Source organism: Thiomicrorhabdus heinhorstiae (assembly GCF_013391765.2).
Taxonomy (GTDB): domain Bacteria; phylum Pseudomonadota; class Gammaproteobacteria; order Thiomicrospirales; family Thiomicrospiraceae; genus Thiomicrorhabdus; species Thiomicrorhabdus heinhorstiae.
On the sequence record NZ_JACBGI020000022.1, the window covers coordinates 24,319 to 42,117 of the forward strand.

General features: G+C 45.0%; 17 protein-coding genes. 7 read left to right on the forward strand and 10 right to left on the reverse strand.

What is annotated here, in order from left to right; all coding sequences use genetic code 11:
• Positions 1–97 precede the first annotated feature (97 nt).
• The 7 genes from H8792_RS09700 to rplM all read right to left on the reverse strand — a co-directional run bounded on the left by H8792_RS09700 (position 98) and on the right by rplM (position 5,595).
• Positions 98–649 carry a type II secretion system protein gene (locus H8792_RS09700; protein WP_185978759.1) on the reverse strand — a complete coding sequence of 184 codons (552 nt, stop codon included), beginning with the start codon at positions 647–649 and terminating at the stop codon, positions 98–100.
• Positions 650–755: 106 nt separating this feature from the next.
• Entirely contained in the window at positions 756–1,505 is a 750-nt protein-coding gene (locus H8792_RS09705) for a type II secretion system protein (protein ID WP_267463333.1), read from the reverse strand.
• Positions 1,505–2,389 (reverse strand): hypothetical protein, encoded by an 885-nt coding sequence (locus H8792_RS09710; RefSeq protein WP_185978761.1) that lies wholly within the window; start codon positions 2,387–2,389, stop codon positions 1,505–1,507. Before H8792_RS09710 ends, H8792_RS09705 begins: the two co-directional genes overlap by 1 nt.
• Positions 2,386–3,273: a hypothetical protein gene (locus H8792_RS09715; RefSeq protein WP_185978762.1), complete on the reverse strand. Its 888-nt coding sequence runs from the start codon at positions 3,271–3,273 to the stop codon at positions 2,386–2,388. The genes H8792_RS09710 and H8792_RS09715 overlap by 4 nt, the downstream gene beginning before the upstream one ends.
• 159 nt (positions 3,274–3,432) lie before the next feature.
• Complete coding sequence (locus tag H8792_RS09720) at positions 3,433–4,455, reverse strand: porin (RefSeq protein ID WP_185978763.1); 1,023 nt, start codon at positions 4,453–4,455, stop codon at positions 3,433–3,435.
• Between the two features lie 305 nt (positions 4,456–4,760).
• Positions 4,761–5,153 (reverse strand): 30S ribosomal protein S9, encoded by a 393-nt coding sequence (gene rpsI, locus H8792_RS09725; RefSeq protein ID WP_185978764.1) that lies wholly within the window; start codon positions 5,151–5,153, stop codon positions 4,761–4,763.
• Between the two features lie 13 nt (positions 5,154–5,166).
• Complete coding sequence (gene rplM / locus H8792_RS09730) at positions 5,167–5,595, reverse strand: 50S ribosomal protein L13 (RefSeq protein ID WP_185978765.1); 429 nt, start codon at positions 5,593–5,595, stop codon at positions 5,167–5,169.
• Between the two features lie 852 nt (positions 5,596–6,447).
• Here rplM and urtA point away from each other — a divergent pair.
• From urtA to H8792_RS09765, 7 genes are all read left to right on the forward strand, one after another.
• Complete coding sequence (urtA, locus tag H8792_RS09735; RefSeq protein WP_185978766.1) at positions 6,448–7,701, forward strand: urea ABC transporter substrate-binding protein; 1,254 nt, start codon at positions 6,448–6,450, stop codon at positions 7,699–7,701.
• A gap of 175 nt (positions 7,702–7,876) precedes the next feature.
• Positions 7,877–8,803 (forward strand): urea ABC transporter permease subunit UrtB, encoded by a 927-nt coding sequence (gene urtB, locus H8792_RS09740; protein WP_185978767.1) that lies wholly within the window; start codon positions 7,877–7,879, stop codon positions 8,801–8,803.
• An 8-nt stretch (positions 8,804–8,811) separates the two neighbouring features.
• Entirely contained in the window at positions 8,812–9,927 is a 1,116-nt protein-coding gene (urtC, locus tag H8792_RS09745) for an urea ABC transporter permease subunit UrtC (RefSeq protein ID WP_185978768.1), read from the forward strand.
• Between the two features lie 20 nt (positions 9,928–9,947).
• Positions 9,948–10,694, forward strand: coding sequence for an urea ABC transporter ATP-binding protein UrtD (gene urtD, locus H8792_RS09750; protein ID WP_185978769.1), 747 nt, complete (start codon positions 9,948–9,950; stop codon positions 10,692–10,694).
• 12 nt (positions 10,695–10,706) lie between these two features.
• Positions 10,707–11,396, forward strand: a complete 690-nt coding sequence (gene urtE / locus H8792_RS09755; RefSeq protein WP_185978770.1) for an urea ABC transporter ATP-binding subunit UrtE — start codon at positions 10,707–10,709, stop codon at positions 11,394–11,396.
• A 38-nt stretch (positions 11,397–11,434) separates the two neighbouring features.
• Positions 11,435–12,667 carry a formamidase gene (gene fmdA / locus H8792_RS09760; RefSeq protein WP_185978771.1) on the forward strand — a complete coding sequence of 411 codons (1,233 nt, stop codon included), beginning with the start codon at positions 11,435–11,437 and terminating at the stop codon, positions 12,665–12,667.
• Positions 12,668–12,684: 17 nt separating this feature from the next.
• Complete coding sequence (locus H8792_RS09765) at positions 12,685–13,074, forward strand: zinc ribbon domain-containing protein (RefSeq protein ID WP_185978772.1); 390 nt, start codon at positions 12,685–12,687, stop codon at positions 13,072–13,074.
• Positions 13,075–13,156: 82 nt separating this feature from the next.
• Here H8792_RS09765 and H8792_RS09770 read toward each other — a convergent pair whose 3' ends face one another.
• The 3 genes from H8792_RS09770 to H8792_RS09780 form a co-directional block, all read right to left on the reverse strand.
• Entirely contained in the window at positions 13,157–14,713 is a 1,557-nt protein-coding gene (locus H8792_RS09770; RefSeq protein ID WP_185978773.1) for a nitric oxide reductase activation protein NorD, read from the reverse strand.
• A gap of 213 nt (positions 14,714–14,926) precedes the next feature.
• Positions 14,927–15,970: an aliphatic amidase gene (locus H8792_RS09775; RefSeq protein WP_185978774.1), complete on the reverse strand. Its 1,044-nt coding sequence runs from the start codon at positions 15,968–15,970 to the stop codon at positions 14,927–14,929.
• A gap of 459 nt (positions 15,971–16,429) precedes the next feature.
• A partial coding sequence (locus H8792_RS09780) for a TonB-dependent receptor (RefSeq protein WP_185978775.1) occupies positions 16,430–17,799 on the reverse strand: 1,370 nt, incomplete at its 5' end.

Here is a 17,799-nt window from a genome sequence, read left to right on the forward strand (position 1 = left end):
AATCCCTAGTATAGTTTAAAAAACCCTTAATAAAACAAAACCTTAATTCTCGCAACCCCGTTAAGCTAATCAACAAACATTTAAAGACCGATAAACATTAAAACAGCTTGCAAAAGAACCCAACCACATCGTTGTCAGGATAATCCGCCATTGCCGCGGGATTATCTCCACCACCAGCCCAAACCAAAAAGCCACTGTTTCCTTTGCCGTCATCATAGCGACGATCCAAACCCTCCGCCTGCCCCGAATCAATCAAAGATGCGCACACCCAATTGCGACCGGCCGCAACAGTACCCGAACCAACCTCAAGCACGCCACCCAAAGAATGTAGCGGTGAAGCCCCACTCGCCGGGTCTCCTTTTAAAAATCCCTGCTCTCTTTGCGCTATCCAAAATGCCGCTTCATCATCAATCATGCCGTTAACATTAGTCACATCACCAGCCATGACCCCCATACGTTCCTGATATGCATAATGCGCCGCCGTCACACCATCCAGATCCTGAATAAGACTTTTTAATTTCGCATTCTGCAACATTTCCTGCCCTTTCAAGGCTCCGCCAATCAACAAACCGACGATGACCAGAACAATCGCTATTTCTATTAAAGTAAAACCTCTCTGCCGATTACGAACAACCAAGACCATTTTCATCTCACAACCTCCACACCCAATTTTCAATCAAGAGACAGGTCGATCCTAGCACAGCAATACCAATTAAGTAAATTTACTTATTTTATGTTTTCTATAAAGAGAGCTTTTAGTGAATACTCCACACAGCCGACAATTCCGATTTAATCTCATAGGATGAAATAACCATCAGCTGATCATCAAACAAATCTTTGGAATAAACCCCAAAAACAAGATAACGATCACCATCGCAATTTTCCTCCTCCCAAAGCGATTGAGACAAACAATTCACCATAGAACTCCCAATGCCGCGACGATTTACCGCCAGAAGCACTGCAGAGACAGAATGCAACTTAGCCTCAATATCACTACAACCACTCTCTGCCGCTTCACAGATAACAAAACCATTCTCGGCTGATTGCAAAGCGTTCGGCGGCGTTTGCAAATTAAAACGGGGAGCCGCATTACGTGCAAAATAGGACGCCGCATTATCGGCATCATGCAGTGAAACTTGGTTTTGCACACCCTGATCAACCGCATAAATAAAATTGCCTCCAAACGCATCCTTTAACTGCAGAGGGGGCAAAAATACATCCAGATACGGCACTGAACCATGGGTAAATTCACACTGATCCATCCCATCTCTATCCTCGCGCCCATCCCCATTCCCATCAGGACAAGGAAGAAATGCATTCACGCGAACAAAATCCAATAATGCCTGTTTAACACCGGACAACCTGGTTTCGGTTAATTCCCTTTTAGCCTCGAATTGCACACGCTGCACACCTTGCAGAAAAGGCCAGACCAACCAAGAAAGGATGACCACCACAACCATTAACTCCATCAGAGTAAAACCTGCGCAGCATCTCCTGACTTCCATTACTTTAACCGCCCCGAGTATATCAAGGTCATTTTGGCTTCATCCATGTCGATCCAACGTAAATATTGCGGCTTTTCAACAAAGGGATTCAGCACAAACTCTCTATCACCATCGCAGTTTTCTTTAACATTTGTCTCAAGTTCCTCGGCGCAAGAATCCCGATTGACAGAAGCTCCCGCCCCTCCCCACGACATGACAACCGCCATAGCCGATTTCTCTAGAAGGCTACCTTCTGTATCCCATATTTTCAAAGCATAGGCAACCGGAACCGTTCCAATCGGTGGCGTCGACAAATGAAAATACGGCGGCTGATTTAAATCCGGTCTCAAATCAACATTACTCAGGCAATCCATACGCTGATGATCGGCACCAAAACAAACTTCGCGACATTGTTCACCAGAATCCGTACAATACATAAAACCGCTACTCGGGCAAAACCAAGCATTTTCCAATCCAGACTCCCCCTGACTTCCAAAAACCGCTGCCGGCTGACAGATTTCATTTACATAATTCATTGACTCGGATCTTTGATGAACTCGATAGTAATAACGCCTCTGCCACATATCCCCTGCAGGAATTCCCAGGGTCTTAAAAGGCAGCATTCCCTCTCGATTACGACAGATTGAAACACCGGAAGAAATTAGTCGATCCTCAACACCATCACCATCGACATCAGGGCAAGGCAAAAAAGCATTAACCTGTAAAAAGTCCAAGAGGCTCTGCTTTCGCCTACCAATTTCTAATAACTGATCAACATCTTTTTGCTGGTATTTCTGAAAGCGGAGCAAATCAGTGTAGTCTGCCAGTATCCACGAAAAAAATAGCATCATGATTAACATTTCCAGCAACAGCGAACCAACCTGATACGTTGCGCAGCGACTCACGGACAACTCCACTCAAATCCATTCGCTCCGAGCGGATTGACTACCTGATCATATTCCCTAAACCAATGCCGCCCATCACCTGATTCCAAAGACATTGCGGCAATATATTTCTCTTTTTCCGCGCATAGACGTGATTCGAGCCATTTAGCGAGCTCACTCCAATGAATTCCGACAACCAAGTCCTGCAAAGCGCTTTCCGATTGAGAGCCCTGTACAAAAACACTATCTCCATCGCGATTTTCCTCATTTAACCCATCCACACCCGGGTCAATCAACAGTGCAACATAACCTGAACGGCCATTTATCACTAATACAGGTTCTCGTCCACCTTTTGCAGTATCCATTACGGACGGCGCTATGGGAGCAAAGCGATAGAGCTGCTGATTTGAGTAATTAGGATTGGAATGGACAAAGCGTTCGTCCACGAAATAATAGAACCGGGCAGTCTCAGAAAAATAGTAATGCCGACTGACAATCCTACCGGGCAAAAAACCAACACAGGGCGATCTACTACAAGAAATGCGATCTGGATCAGGCGCAAAACCACTATCTGCGCTTCCTGAAAACATCTTACCGCAACGCGTTTCCGAATCAGTTAACAAGCCGTTCGCATCCAAATCGACACAAGGAAAATATCCTGGTGAAGGTTGTTCGTCAGCACTTTGAAAAACACCTGAAGTATCGGTTAAATAACGCTCTGGCTGTAAAACGGCAAAAGCAAGCAGGCGCTTCTTCGCATCTAGTAAAGATTGCATACGCAATTCAAACTGGGCTTGCTGTAAAGAAAACAGCCATTTTGAAGAATAGGAAAAAATCAGAATAGAGGCCGCTACTGAAAGCACGGCAGCCAAAGAGAGCAATAAAAATCCGCGACTGCTTTTCATAACCGAACACATAAATAAGAAAAAATACTTATTTAAATATTCGCTTTACATTCATTGAATGTCAAAAACATTAGTTTTATCTAATTTAGCAAACAAAAAACCCCGCATTATAGCGGGGTTTTTAAAGTTCTTAATCAACTGACCTAAGTCAGCATGCAATTAGAACTTGTGAAGAAGACCAACGATGGTAGAAGTTTTGTCTTTACCAAGAGAGTTGTTTTTCATGTTCTCGTCAAGCTGAGAAACGTAAACATAAGCAGTGGTTTTCTTAGCTAGAGAGTAGTTCAAACCAGCAGCCCATGCAGAACCGTCTTTACCAGTTTTGTAGTCTACAGAAGAGTACTTGATTTTAGGCATGATTTTGCCCATTTTGTAACCAAGTTGAGCTTGAATGTTAGAACCTTCAGAAGCTGCATCGGCAGAATCACCATCATCAAAAGATTGGTACATAACGTTAGCAATCAAACCACCAGCTGCATATTGACCAGCTACACGAACGTCAGTGTAAGAACTATTTGTTACAGTGATACCGTTTGCAGTTTGAACCGCACCATTAATATCGCTATTGAAACTATCGTATGCAGCAGATAGGAATAGACCTTTTTTCGATGAACCATACATAGCCGCTACAGAGTAAGCGTCAGTCAATTCTGGCTTACCGTTGATTGCTTCTGGAGATACACCAGCACCAACGAAAGTGATACCAGCGAAAGAAGGAGAAACGTAAGCTAGAACGTTAGCGGCACGGATTTCACCACCCTTACCTAGAAGACCAAGCTTACCAGAGAATGGGCTAAGGTCAGCTGCGCCGTCGTTGAACAAGTCAGTAGGCTGAGACATTTTGAAAGGAGTATCGTGACGACCCATCAATACAGTACCGAAACCACCGGCTAGACCCAAGAAAGCGTTACGATCTTTAAGTGTAGTAGTACTAGTTGCAGCACCAGTTCCACCAGCAACATCAACTTCCCATTCTAGGTGGTAAACCGCTTTAAGGCCGTTACCTAGATCTTCAGCGCCTTTAACACCGATACGTGAAGCGGTAGAGTTTACCGTAGTACCAGCATCAGTTGTGTTGTTGATGTTCATGTTAATTTGACCGAAAAGAGTCGGAGCGTCAGCCATAGCTACTGGAGCAGCGATAGCAGAAGCGATTGCTAGAGCAACAATATTCTTTTTCATTGTTTTCTTCCTTAAATGAGTTAAACCTGCCCACTCAGCGGCGGGCTTGGAGGAAACTATAGGCCTTTGTTTTTGGCACCGCAACTTTTTTTTGCAAAAAAACTACAAAGTTTATTCATGTTGTTTTTTTACAACATACAGAATAATTGCACCTAATAAATTCCTTAAATCCCACGCCATTAGCACTTTTTAACCAAGCTGCTGTAACACCACCTTTGAAGCCGCCCATGAAGAAAAAACTTACAGACACAAAAAAACCCGCACTAGGGCGGGTTTTCGATTCATCAACGTATATAAATAATATATTAACGTTTTGAGAACTGAGGACGACGACGCGCTTTGCGAAGACCGACTTTTTTACGCTCAACTTGACGAGCATCACGAGTCAATAGACCACGTGCACGCAACGCTGCACGGTTACCTTCTTCGTAAGCCACCAATGCGCGAGACAAACCATGACGAACTGCACCGGCTTGACCGGTCGTTCCACCACCGACCACTGTGATCACAGCGTCAAATTTCTCAAGGTTTTCTGTTGCCTCAAGAGGCTGATTGATAACCATCAAATCAGTTTCACGAGCAAAATACTCATTTATGTCACGACCGTTTACAGTCATTTTCCCAGAACCTGCGCGCAAGAATACACGTGCGACTGAGCTTTTACGACGACCTGTTCCGTAGTATTGTTCTGTTGCCATTCTAGTGTACCCCTTAGATATCTAATGCTTTTGGTTGTTGAGCCGCATGCGGATGTTCAGTTCCAGCATAGACTTTTAACTTTTTGAACATTGCACGACCAAGAGGCCCTTTTGGCAACATACCTTTTACTGCAAACTCAAGCGGACGGTTTGGAGCCTTGTCAATCAACTTTTCAAAGTTAGTTGATTTCAAATGACCAACATAACCCGTTACGTGATGATACATTTTATCTTTACGCTTATTACCGGTAACAGCAATTTTTTCAGCATTGACAACAACAATGTAATCACCGCAATCAGCATGAGGTGTATACTCAGGCTTATGCTTACCACGCAAACGTGAAGCGATTTCAGCAGCCAAACGACCCAAAGTTTTACCTTCGGCATCCACAACATACCAGTCACGTTTGATTTCGGCTGGCTTTGCAACAAATGTTTTCATAATTTGTTCCTAAATTAATAATAATCCAAATCCAAAGAGCGCAAATCAACGAATTGACTTCCACCCACTTACTGTTTAACGGGCAATAAGGGGAAGGATTAACAAGGTGCAGAATTATACATCTCAAATAAAAAAGAAACAATCCTATATCACTATTTTTTGTATTTTTTTAATTACGACATTCAACATTAAAATCAATCACTTAAATAAAACGCTCAACTAGAGCTCCCGATACCAAATTTACAAGCGTTATATCACCGGATTTATCTTTATAAAAATTAAGCTCATAAAACTAAGCCTTACGACTAAGTCTTACGTATTTAAAACCGCAGACCATGCAAAATCCTGTCCGCTAAAAAACAAAACCGGCCAGAAGCCGGTTAAAAACTCATTTAAGATTTAAATCCGGTACAAAGACCCAACAACAAAAAAGATCTCAACGGATACGAAAAACAAAACAATTTTAGATCCATATGCAATAAATACCAGTAATTTCAATAGACTAATAAGAAAATACTTACTACACCTCGCCATAATGTCCAAAATGACGCACCAAATTGGAAAACACCCACCTGCAAATCAAACAGCCGCCTCTTTCCCATAAAATCGCCCTAAAGCATACGAACAAAACCGCATCAAGTAAGACCAACGACCACTCCAAACCCGGTCCACAACACAAAATTTTCGCACCAATAAAATTAAATTATCACCATGAATGTGCATAACAAAAAGATAAAACGTAATAACTTTTACGCTTTCTTATTTTAAATCAATAAATTACATAAACTGGCACATCAGATGCTATTAGCTACTGCGGATTATTTCTTCAACCACTCAATCCAAGGAAACATTATGAACAAGAACACTTCGCCAATTACAATGCGTCGAAAGCTTCTTAAAGCACTTTTCACTCTGCCAGCCGCAGTTGCGCTTGCAGGAACTTCATTTATTTCCACTGCTTATGCAGCGGAAGCGAACACAACCGGACTGGCAGTAACAGACAGTACTGTTAAAGTCGGGATTCTTCACTCTGTAACAGGCACCATGGCCATCAGTGAAACTGGTTCCGTACAAGCGGAAAAGTTAGCTATTGAGCAAATCAATGAGATGGGCGGAGTCTTAGGCAGAAAAATTGAATACATTCAAGAAGATGGTGCTAGTGACTGGCCTACCTTTGCAGAAAAAGCTAAAAAACTTTTGGTAAACGACAAGGTAGCGGCTGTATTTGGTTGCTGGACTTCTGCATCACGTAAAGCTGCTCTTCCAGTATTTGAACAATACAACGGTATGCTTTTCTACCCAACATTCTATGAAGGGCTAGAGGAATCTCCAAACGTTATCTATACCGGTCAAGAAGCAACTCAGCAGATTTTGGAAAGTCTTAACTGGGTTGTGCGTGAAAAAGGTGCAAAGAAATTCTTCTTGCTAGGTTCTGACTACATCTGGCCACGTACTTCTAACAAAATCGCTCGTAAACATATCGAGAAATTAGGTCTTAAAGTTGTAGGTGAAGAGTACTACCCTCTTGGCCATACTCAGTTCAACTCTGTAATCAACAAAATCAAGCTGAAAAAACCTGACGTTATCTTCCTGGATGTTGTAGGTGGATCCAACGTTGCTTTCTACAAGCAGTTAAAAGCAGCCGGGATTGACATGACCAAGGAAAAACCATTGGTATTAACCATTTCGGTAACCGAGGATGAAATCCTAGGTATCGGTGGTGAAAACATTGTTGGTGCTTATGCTTCGATGAAATACTTCCAAAGCTTGCCGAATGACAACAACCAGAAATTTGTTGCTGCCTTCAAAAAAATGTGGGGCGATAAAATCGTTATCGGTGACGTAACCCAAGCTGCATACCTTGGTCCTTGGATCTGGAAAGCTGCGGTTGAAAAAGCCGGATCTTTCGATATCGATGCTATCAAGAAAACACTACCTGGCATCGAAATTCCATTCGCTCCAGAAGGTTATGTCAAAGTGCATGACAACCATCACTTGTGGTCAAAATCTCGTATCGGTCATGCTAAAGCCGATGGACAATTTGACGTTGTTTACGAATCTAAAGAATTGATTGAACCGAATCCTTTCCCTAAAGGTTATCAATAATCGATCAATAAATAACCTGCGCGTGCGCAACCTCATTATTGGGTTGCCACGCCTAATTAAATGCTCTTTTCGGAGAGTATTTAATTAGGCGGTATCAAAAAAATAAAACCTTTACACCATTTTTAAACTTTTTCATTAAATCAATCACTTCCACTCTTTCAGGAGGAAAAGTTAAATGTTTGCGGACTATACCTGGGCCGAGTTAGGCTCAATTTTTGCGATGCAAGGCTTTTCAGGGCTAATACTCTTCTCGGTATTACTCCTCATGGCCTTGGGCTTGGCCATTATTTTCGGCCAAATGGGGGTAATTAATATGGCACACGGGGAGTTTATGATCCTTGGCGCCTATATCACCTACCTCACTTCGAATTTTTTTTCCACTTTCCTTCCTGAGCTGTTTGGTATCTATTTCTTTATCGCCATTATTTTTGCCTTTATCGGAACCTTTCTTCTCGGTGCTTTCGTCGAATGGTCGCTGATTCGCCACCTTTACAAAAGACCGCTTGACACCCTGTTAGCAACCTGGGGTCTCAGTCTGATTCTGCAACAGCTATATCGCACAATCTTTGGTACCCGTGAAGTAGGTGTCAGCCTCCCTGACTGGATGATGGGTTCTTACTCTCTGACGGATGCCATCGAAATTCCGATCAACGGAATGATCGTCATGGGCATTACCCTGTTCATTACTGTTGGCGTCTACCTTTTCTTACAAAAGTCCAGAAAAGGCAAGCAATCCCGTGCAGTAGTTCAAAACCGAGCTATGGCCGGTGCAGTTGGGATCAACACCGCAAGTGTTGACCGTTTTACCTTTGCACTTGGGTGCGGGATCGCCGGGATCGCCGGTGCAACCTTTACCATGATCGGTTCGACCGGTCCGACATCTGGACAGCTTTATATCGTAGACACCTTCCTGGTCGTAGTATTTGGTGGTGCAGCAAGTTTGCTGGGAACCGTCGCTTCAGCGTTCTCGATCGGACAAGCGCAATCCATTCTGGAATTCTTCTTAAGTGGATCCATGGCAAAAGTGCTGACGCTTCTGGTTGTTATCGTAATCCTGATGTTGCGTCCGCAAGGTCTATTCTCACTTAAAGTACGTCGATAGGAGGAATGATGTTACAAAGTAAATTCAAATCATTAACCCCGAGAAATGATGTACTTTCATTTATTGTTCTGGCGATCGTACTTATGGTTCTATTGCCGATCCTGTTCGACATCTTCCGTTTGAACCTGATCGGTAAATACCTGACCTTCGCCTTCGTTGCAATCGGCCTGGTTCTGTCATGGGGTCTTGGAGGGATTCTGAGTCTTGGACAGGGCGTCTTTTTCGGTATCGGCGGCTATGCCATGGCCATGTTCTTGAAACTGGAAGCCTCAACCCCGGAGAATACTGCAATTCAGTCAACCCCGGGGATTCCGGACTTCATGGACTGGAACCAGTTAACCGCTCTGCCATGGTTCTGGGAGCCCTTCCACAGCTTCACCTTCACGGTTGTCGCTATCATCGTCGTACCGGCCATTTTCGCCTACATTATCGGGGCTGCGATGTTTAAACGCCGCGTCGGCGGGGTTTACTTTGCAATCATTACCCAGGCGATTGCTGCCATCATGACCATCCTTATTATCGGTCAGCAGGGTTATACCGGCGGGGTTAACGGGATCACCGACTTGAGAACGCTACTTGGCTGGGATATTCGTACCGATTCGGCTAAATACGTTCTGTATTTTGTTAATGCATTCCTGTTATTAGCGGTACTGGTCGTTGCTCAATACATCCGAAAAAGTAAACTCGGACGCCTACTTGTGGCAATGCGTGACAGTGAAGACCGTGTACGCTTCTCAGGCTACGATGTTTCAAACTTTAAAATCTTTATCTTCTGTATCGCAGGTATCTTCTCCTCAATCGGTGGAGCGATGTTTACCCTACAGGTAGGTTTCATGTCTCCATCACTAATCGGGATCGTGCCATCAATTGAAATGGTCATCTTTGCCGCTGTCGGGGGCAACCTATCCATCATTGGTGCAGTATACGGAGCGCTACTGGTCAACTGGGCCAAAACCATTTTGTCGGAGTCTTATCCTGAGATCTGGCTGTTTGCAATGGGTGCGCTATTCATCGCGGTTGTAATGGCATTCCCTAAAGGTCTGGCGGGTCTATACGAGACCTACATTCAGCCAAAAGTCGATAAACAACTCGACAAATGGTTCAAAAAAGAGAAAGCAGAGTAAAAGGAAATTTGGAGAAAACCATGTATCAACAAAAAGATTTTGTACTCAGTGTTGAAGGTTTGACTGTTTCATTCGATGGTTTCAAAGCCGTGAATGACGTTTCCTTCTACATCGAAGAGCAAGAGATCCGCGTCATTATCGGCCCTAACGGAGCCGGTAAAACCACCATTCTTGATCTAATCTGCGGCAAGACCAAATCGACCGAAGGTTCCATCAAGTTTAAAGGCAAAGAGCTAACTAAGCTTAAAGAACATGAAATCGTTCACGCCGGTGTCGGACGAAAATTCCAAAACCCGTCGATTTATGAAGATTTGACGGTTTTTGAAAACCTTGAACTTTCTTATCCTCGTGGAAAGAAAGTATTCGGGGCCCTGACGTTCAATCGAGATCAGGAAGTTATCGACAAGGTAAATGAGATTGCCGAAATGATTTTCCTGGAAGAGCTGTTGCTGAGCAAAGCCAGCTTGCTGAGCCACGGACAAAAGCAGTGGCTAGAGATCGGCATGCTGTTAATCCAGGATCCTGAGTTACTCATGCTTGACGAACCGGTCGCGGGTATGTCGGTATCCGAGCGTAAGCAAACCGCTGCCCTTCTGCAAAAAATCACTAAAGACCGTTCCGTACTGGTTATCGAACACGACATGCACTTCGTTGAAGAAATTGCTGACCGCGTCACGGTAATGCATCAAGGCAAGGTTCTTTCTGAAGGATCGATGGAGCATGTCCAATCAGATCCTAAAGTCATTGAAGTTTACCTAGGTCATTAAGGAGTAGAGCGAATGTTGGAAATTAAAGATTTGCACGTGGCCTACGGTGAAAGCGAGGTCGTAAAAGGATTAAATCTTTCTTTGAAAGAGAACGAAATTATTGCGGTACTTGGACGCAACGGGATGGGTAAAACCACTTTGATGAAATCACTGATCGGCATGATTCCATCCAAGTCCGGTTCAGTCGAACTGAACGGCAAAGAACTCATTCACATGAAGAGTCACGAACGTGTTGCTTCAGGACTTGGATTTGTACCGCAGGGAAGAATGATCTTCTCAACCATGACGGTTCAGGAGAACATCGAAACCGGATTGACGACGACGAAGGAAACTCAGGTGCCGGAAGACCTTTATAACATCTTCCCTATCCTGCGCGACTTCCGTAAACGTCGCGGTGGTAACCTCTCGGGTGGTCAGCAGCAGCAGCTTGCAATCGCACGCGCTCTGGCAAGTAACCCGGATGTTCTGCTGCTGGATGAACCTACTGAGGGGATTCAACCGTCTATCATCAAAGAGATGGCACAAACCCTAAAAGAAATTCGCGACTCGCGAGGATTATCGATCATTGTGTCGGAACAAGTTTTAAGTTTTGCACTGGATGTTGCAGATCGAATCATCGTCATCGAGAAAGGGAAAATCATTCATGATCAACCTAGAGACGAAGTCGACGAAGAACAGGTCGCTAAATTCCTGTCTGTTTAATTTAGCAGTTTTCTCACAACCACAATGGAGCTTTTAAAATGGCTGAAACGATAATCAAAGTCGATCTTTCAAAGTCCGCCTACGAGAATGAGCAAATTCATAACCGTTGGCACCCAGATATTCCAATGGCTGCAACAGTCAAGCCTGGCGATGACTTCATCCTGGAATGCTACGATTGGACTGGTGGACAAATCAAAAACGATGATGATGCATCAGATATTCGTGATGTTGACCTTTCACAAGTTCACTTCCTTTCAGGACCGGTAGGCGTTGAAGGCGCTCAACCTGGCGATCTTCTAGTAGTCGATATCCTTGATATCGGTACACTTGAAGAAAGCAATTGGGGTTTCAACGGTCTTTTCTCTCTAAATAACGGTGGTGGCTTCCTTACTGATCATTACCCTGATGCACAAAAAACCATCTGGGATTTCAACGGAATCATGACTAAATCACGCCACATTCCTGGTGTAGAATTCGCTGGCCTATTGCACCCAGGTCTTATCGGTTGCTTGCCATCCAAAGAGATGTTGAAAGAGTGGAATGAGCGTGAAAAAGCGCTTTATGATACAGACCCTGATCGCGTTCCTGCTCTTGCAACTCTTCCGTATGCAGAAACCGCTCATATGGGCCAAATGAAACCGGATGAAGCCAAAGAAGCGGCCAAAGAAGGTGCTCGTACCGTTCCTCCTCGTGAACACGGCGGTAACTGTGACATCAAAGACTTGACCAAAGGTTCAAAAATTTACTTCCCGGTCTATGTTGAAGGTGCTGGTTTATCGGTTGGTGACCTTCACTTCAGCCAGGGTGACGGTGAAATCACTTTCTGTGGTGCGATTGAAATGGCCGGCTGGATTCATCTTCGTGTCAGCTTGATCAAAGACGGTATGAGCAAATATGCGATCAAAAATCCGATCTTCAAACCAAGCCCACTAACTCCTCGTTACGACGACTACGTCGTCTTCGAAGGTATCTCGGTCGATGAAGAAGGCAAACAACACTACCTGGACGTTAATGTTGCCTACAAACAGGCTTGCTTGAACGCCATCGAATATATGAAGAAATTCGGTTATACGGGTGAACAAGTCTACTCACTATTGGGCACGGTTCCAACTCAAGCGCATATCAGTGGTACCGTTGACATTCCGAACGCCAGCGCAACACTTTGGATGCCAACCGGCGTCTATGACTTTGACATTAACCCGAATGCTGAAGGCCCAACCAAACAGGTTGACGACAGCGTAACTGTACCGATCGCTCCAGACTTGAAATAATTAAAGGAGTTTAACCTATGCCAGTTTATGACTATAAATGCCAAGAACATGGAATTTTTCATGAGTTAGCAACCATGGATGAATCTTCTAACCCTATGCCGTGCCCGCAGTGCAATGTACTTGCACCGCGCGTTCTAATGATTCCACCGGAAATTCTTGATATGGCTCCTGACAAAAAGGCCGCCATGGAAAGAAATGAGAAGGCTCAGCACGAGCCGATGATGTCGACTAAGGAAAGTCGTGCGGAAGATGAAGAACGGCGCAAGTTTTATGCAGAAAGAAAGCACAAGCATAAACACGGTTGTGGATGCCAGCATCACCACAAAAAGAGCGATTCCAAGCTAATGTGGACCGCAAATGGTGAGAAAATGTTCCCTTCCATGCGCCCTTGGATGATTAGTCACTAAGCAGGCATAAACAAAAGCCCCGGCATTTTTTCAAATACCGGGGCTTTTTTATGCCCTGAGAAAACCGAAGCCGTTGGCATATTCAGGCTAAAAACGATTTAAAGACCTTTAAATAAAGCTTTGTCAATATCTGCGGCAATTTTTCCGCGTGCTCAACCACCTCAAACTGACCTCTTCTGAAAATCTTCTGCACATAGCGATCGGCATTCTTATCCAGAGACAGACAGAATGTTTTGCAGCCGGATGCCTCAATTTCCCTTACCGCAACAGCCGAATCTTCGATTAAATACTGCGGGTCATACACATCGATATCCGAAGGTTGGCCGTCCGTTATCACCAGAATCAACTTATGCCGTTCAGGACGTTTGGCAATCTTATAAAATGCGTGCCGTAACGCAGCCCCCAGCCGAGTCGAATAGGCCGCCTCAGCCAGCCCCAAAGTTGCTAGAGCGGCGTCCGACTCATCATCAAAGTCCTTGAAGTTAAAATAGGACACTTCGCCGCGGCCATTGGAATTGAACCCTTGAATCGCGTACGAGTGACCGAGACTATCCAGCAATTCGGAGAGGACGACGGTTGAATCCAGTGTGAGGTCCAGCACACTTTCCTCGCCTGCTGCATGCGGATCATTCATCGATTCGGACAGGTCGAGTAACACCAGTAAAGATAGCTCATGTTGCCGTTCCCTCACATGGTCTATATAGATGCGCGACTCTGAACCGGCTCCGCCTTTTTTGAGCTCGACCAGATAATCGATAATCGCTTCGAAATCCAATTCAATTCCATCTTCCTGCTTTTTCCTGCGATGCATCTGTGACTGGTAGGATTGAATAATATGTTGCAGCTTTTTAACGAAACTTTTATAGCGGTTAATGCGCTGTGAAAGCTCGTCCGAATTTTGTTCGTGCAGCCGAATTTCATCCAGTGAACACCACTGCTGCTTACAACGGGCGATCTTATAATCCCACTCCGGATACAAATACATCTGATGTGTCGGAGCATGATTCAGCAAGGTAGATTGAACCTCTTCCTCAACAGCAGAGAAAACCAGGCCATCAACTTCAAGTTCACCTTCCTTATAACTGGAAACCGCTTTACCGTCCTGAACTTCTTCATAACCGACACCGGTCACGCTGACAGGCTCTTCGACTTCGTTGGCCTGACCTGTCTCGGTAGCGACCTCTTCAAAGGTATTCCATAAATAGGAATTGTCGTCACGATAGTCAACCAGCGAAAATTCATCTCGTTCGTTCATGCTGATTCGCATCTGCCCGATATCGTTAGCCAAGGCCAGACCAACCGCTCTGAAAAGAGATGGATCGTGCGGATCTTCGGCAAAAGCCTGATCAAACAGGTGCACGGCTTTAGTAACAAAAGGATTTTCCGAAGTCTTTTCACCGTTCACTAACGCATAGGCAACTGCATAGGCAATTTCTTCAAACAGTAACGTATTGGAAGGCTCTTTCTGAAAACGCTTGCGGAAAAGGGACTGTATACCAGGGAAATGCTGATAGCACAGAGCTTCGACACGCGCATCTTCAAGCAGTGAAATCAGTACTAATTGGCGGTTATTCAACCCGTTTGAATCTTGCGGACTGGAATAGATAAGATGGGCTGCAGCATGAAGGGCGGCACTCAAAAAACTCTGCCGGGCTGCCTTCTCTGTATCAGCCTTAATGAATTCGGGAAGAAAGAGAGTGCCCGCTCTTACAGCAGGCACCACCTGAAAATCTGTTAGCGGAAGCACTCTGAACGAGTGCCCCAAAAATGCTAATAAGGTAAGTTCCAGTTGACGCTGTACATCATTTAAAAATACTTTATAACTCATGCAAACAACGTCAATCAGAGGAGCTTAGCGATGCTCGGTTGAGGTCTCTTCGTTAGGAATACCGTCGATAGGACATTCCGCCGTACCGACTGTCTTACGGGTAATTTTCTCAACTTGCTCTTTAGCTTTTTCCGGATCGTTGATCCAGGTTGAATAAAACTCGTAAGGACAAGCGGCAACACCTTGATCGCCTTCTCCGGAATTAATCTTACCGGTATAACCGCGGTGCAGAAGCTTGAACAAGTGGTTTTGAGATTGTGCATTCTTGCGGAAGTCACGGATCTGAGAAACAGACAGCTCGGCATACTGGATACCGTAATCTTCTTCACCACACTCACCCAAAGTGTGACCATCAAAACCGATGATTGCAGAGTGACCGAAGTATGAGTAGACGCCGTCAAAACCACTGGCATTAGCAACCGCAACATAGGTATTGTTCATCCAAGCCATCGCTTTAGAAACCATAACTTGCTGCTCTTTAGCCGGATACATATAACCTTGGCAACGAACGATTAATTCAGCCCCTTTCATGGCGCAATCACGCCAGATTTCAGGGTAGTTACCGTCATCACAGATAATCAAACTGATCATCATGCCTTTAGGCCCTTCGGTGACGTAAGTTTTATCCCCCGGATACCAGCCTTCCACCGGACACCACGGCATAATTTTGCGGTATTTCTGAACAATTTCACCCTGATCGTTAATTAGAATAAGAGTATTGTAAGGCGCTTTATTAGGATGCTCTTCGTGCTGCTCTCCCGTCAGAGAGAATACCCCCCAGGTTTTGGCTTTTTTACAGGCTTCGGAAAAAATAGCCGTTTCGTCACCAGGAATAGCCGAAGCGGTGTCGTACATTTCCTTGGCATCATACATAATCCCGTGAGTAGAATATTCAGGGAAAATAACCAGATCCATACCTGGTAAACCTTGCTTCATACCAATAATCATGTCCGCAATTTTCTGCGCATTATCAAGCACTTCGGCTTTGGTATGCAAGCGCGGCATTTTGTAGTTTACAACCGCAACACCAACCGTATCATTACTGGAAGAGATATCTCCATGTCTCATCTTCTGCTACTCCATCGTTTCCATTTCACATTGATTAAATTTGGATCGGGCCTCGGCTAAATTTTGGCTACATCACACTGTTGAACCAAACTTCGCATCTGTCGAACATCGTTAACTCATGCATCGAATTCTTAACATAATGCCCGAGCAGATACTAAACATTTTCTGTGCCATTTCTAAAACATCCAATACGCAATACCGCATACAAAAATAATACATACCATTGATTTTTAATAGAAAAATAAATTATTAACAAAATTAAAAAAAGTAATAACCATTCATTAACAGCGAATAACGGAGCGATTTCGCACCAACCATGTGCAAATTTTCACTATATAGAACAAAATTATCGCCTCAAGAAATTAAATCCCCTGAAAAAAGATCGGGCAAACTGAGGAATTGAACTTTAAATAAGAAGAAATCCGATCGCTAGAGCGATCGGATTGAACGAGTTTGACATTAGAAAAAATAGCTGACTTTAAAGCGCAATGCTCTCGGCTCAACAGGATGGAAATGGATGTCATCAACACCTTGCGCCGGTTCAAAACTCAAGCGCGATGTGTAGTAGTAATCGATATCGTGGTCGCGGCTACCCAACAGATTGAACACTTCCAGTTCCGTGCGCCACTTCTTCCAGGCATAACCTATCGACCCGTTCAGCACCGTACTGTCTTTCGATTTCACACTGTTATCGCTGGTTAAAGGTCTCGCGCCCAGATGGCGAATTCGCAAAGACTGACGCCAGCCAAGGTCGGGCATATGACTGATGCCGGCGCTAACGACGACAGGAAGCGCACCATCGATATATTTTCCTTCCCCGGCAACCGTATCTGTAAAGCGCGATTCGGTGTAGGAGGCTTCAAAGTCCAGGTTCACATTTTTTTGCAGGCGATAATAGCCGGCGAACTCAACCCCATAGCGTTCCGACGGACGGCTGGCTTCGGTATTCCCGGCATCGCCGACAAACAGCAGTTCCGAATCCAGTTTCAACCACCAGAAGGCCAGAGAGGCATTGAACAATCCCGGAGTCGAAAAACGTACCCCGGTTTCGGCACCCACACTGCGAACCAGCAGATCGACCGAGTCTACCGGCGTTCCGGATTGCGGATCGATTTCGATGGTCGCGCCGCGTGCGTCGTTTGAATGAAAGCCCTGCCCGGCATTCAGATAAGCTTCCCAGGCGTCGTTAAAGGCATAGCTCAAACCGCCTTTCAGGCTGGCGATGCCTTCTCCGGCACTGCCGCTGTTGGCACTCAAATCACTCTCGACATCGGCCGCAAAGTAATCGTAACGCGCCCCGCCCATCAGACTCAGTTTCGGAGTCAGATCAACATCTGCCATGGCATATAAGCCGATCGACTTTTCCGATACCTTGTCTTTACGGATGGTGTTGAACCTGGTGCGGTCCTGTGTGTTATACAAGGCGACTTCACCGATATCGTCATAGCGGAACTGTGCTCCGTACTGGGCCTGTCCCGAGTAGTTGCCGCCGAAAGGGAGAACCCGTTTGACTTCACCGCCGTAAATCCAGCGTTTATCGACCTGTTCAAACTGATCGCCCTGTGCTGGGTTATCCAGATAGTAGGTAAAATCCGACCATAAGTTCATATTCGACTGAATCGCATACAGATTGGCCGACCAGCCATCGTTACCCGACCACTGCCCCGACAAACTGTAACGGCTGGACTTCCCGCCGACGCTGGTATCCAGAGAACCGTAAGTATCAATGATTCCCTGATCGACGGCTCTTTGTGGGATCTGGTCAGCGGAGTCCCACTGATTGTCGTAGGCCATAAAGGTGACAGAGTAGGTTCCCTGTGGCGTATGAC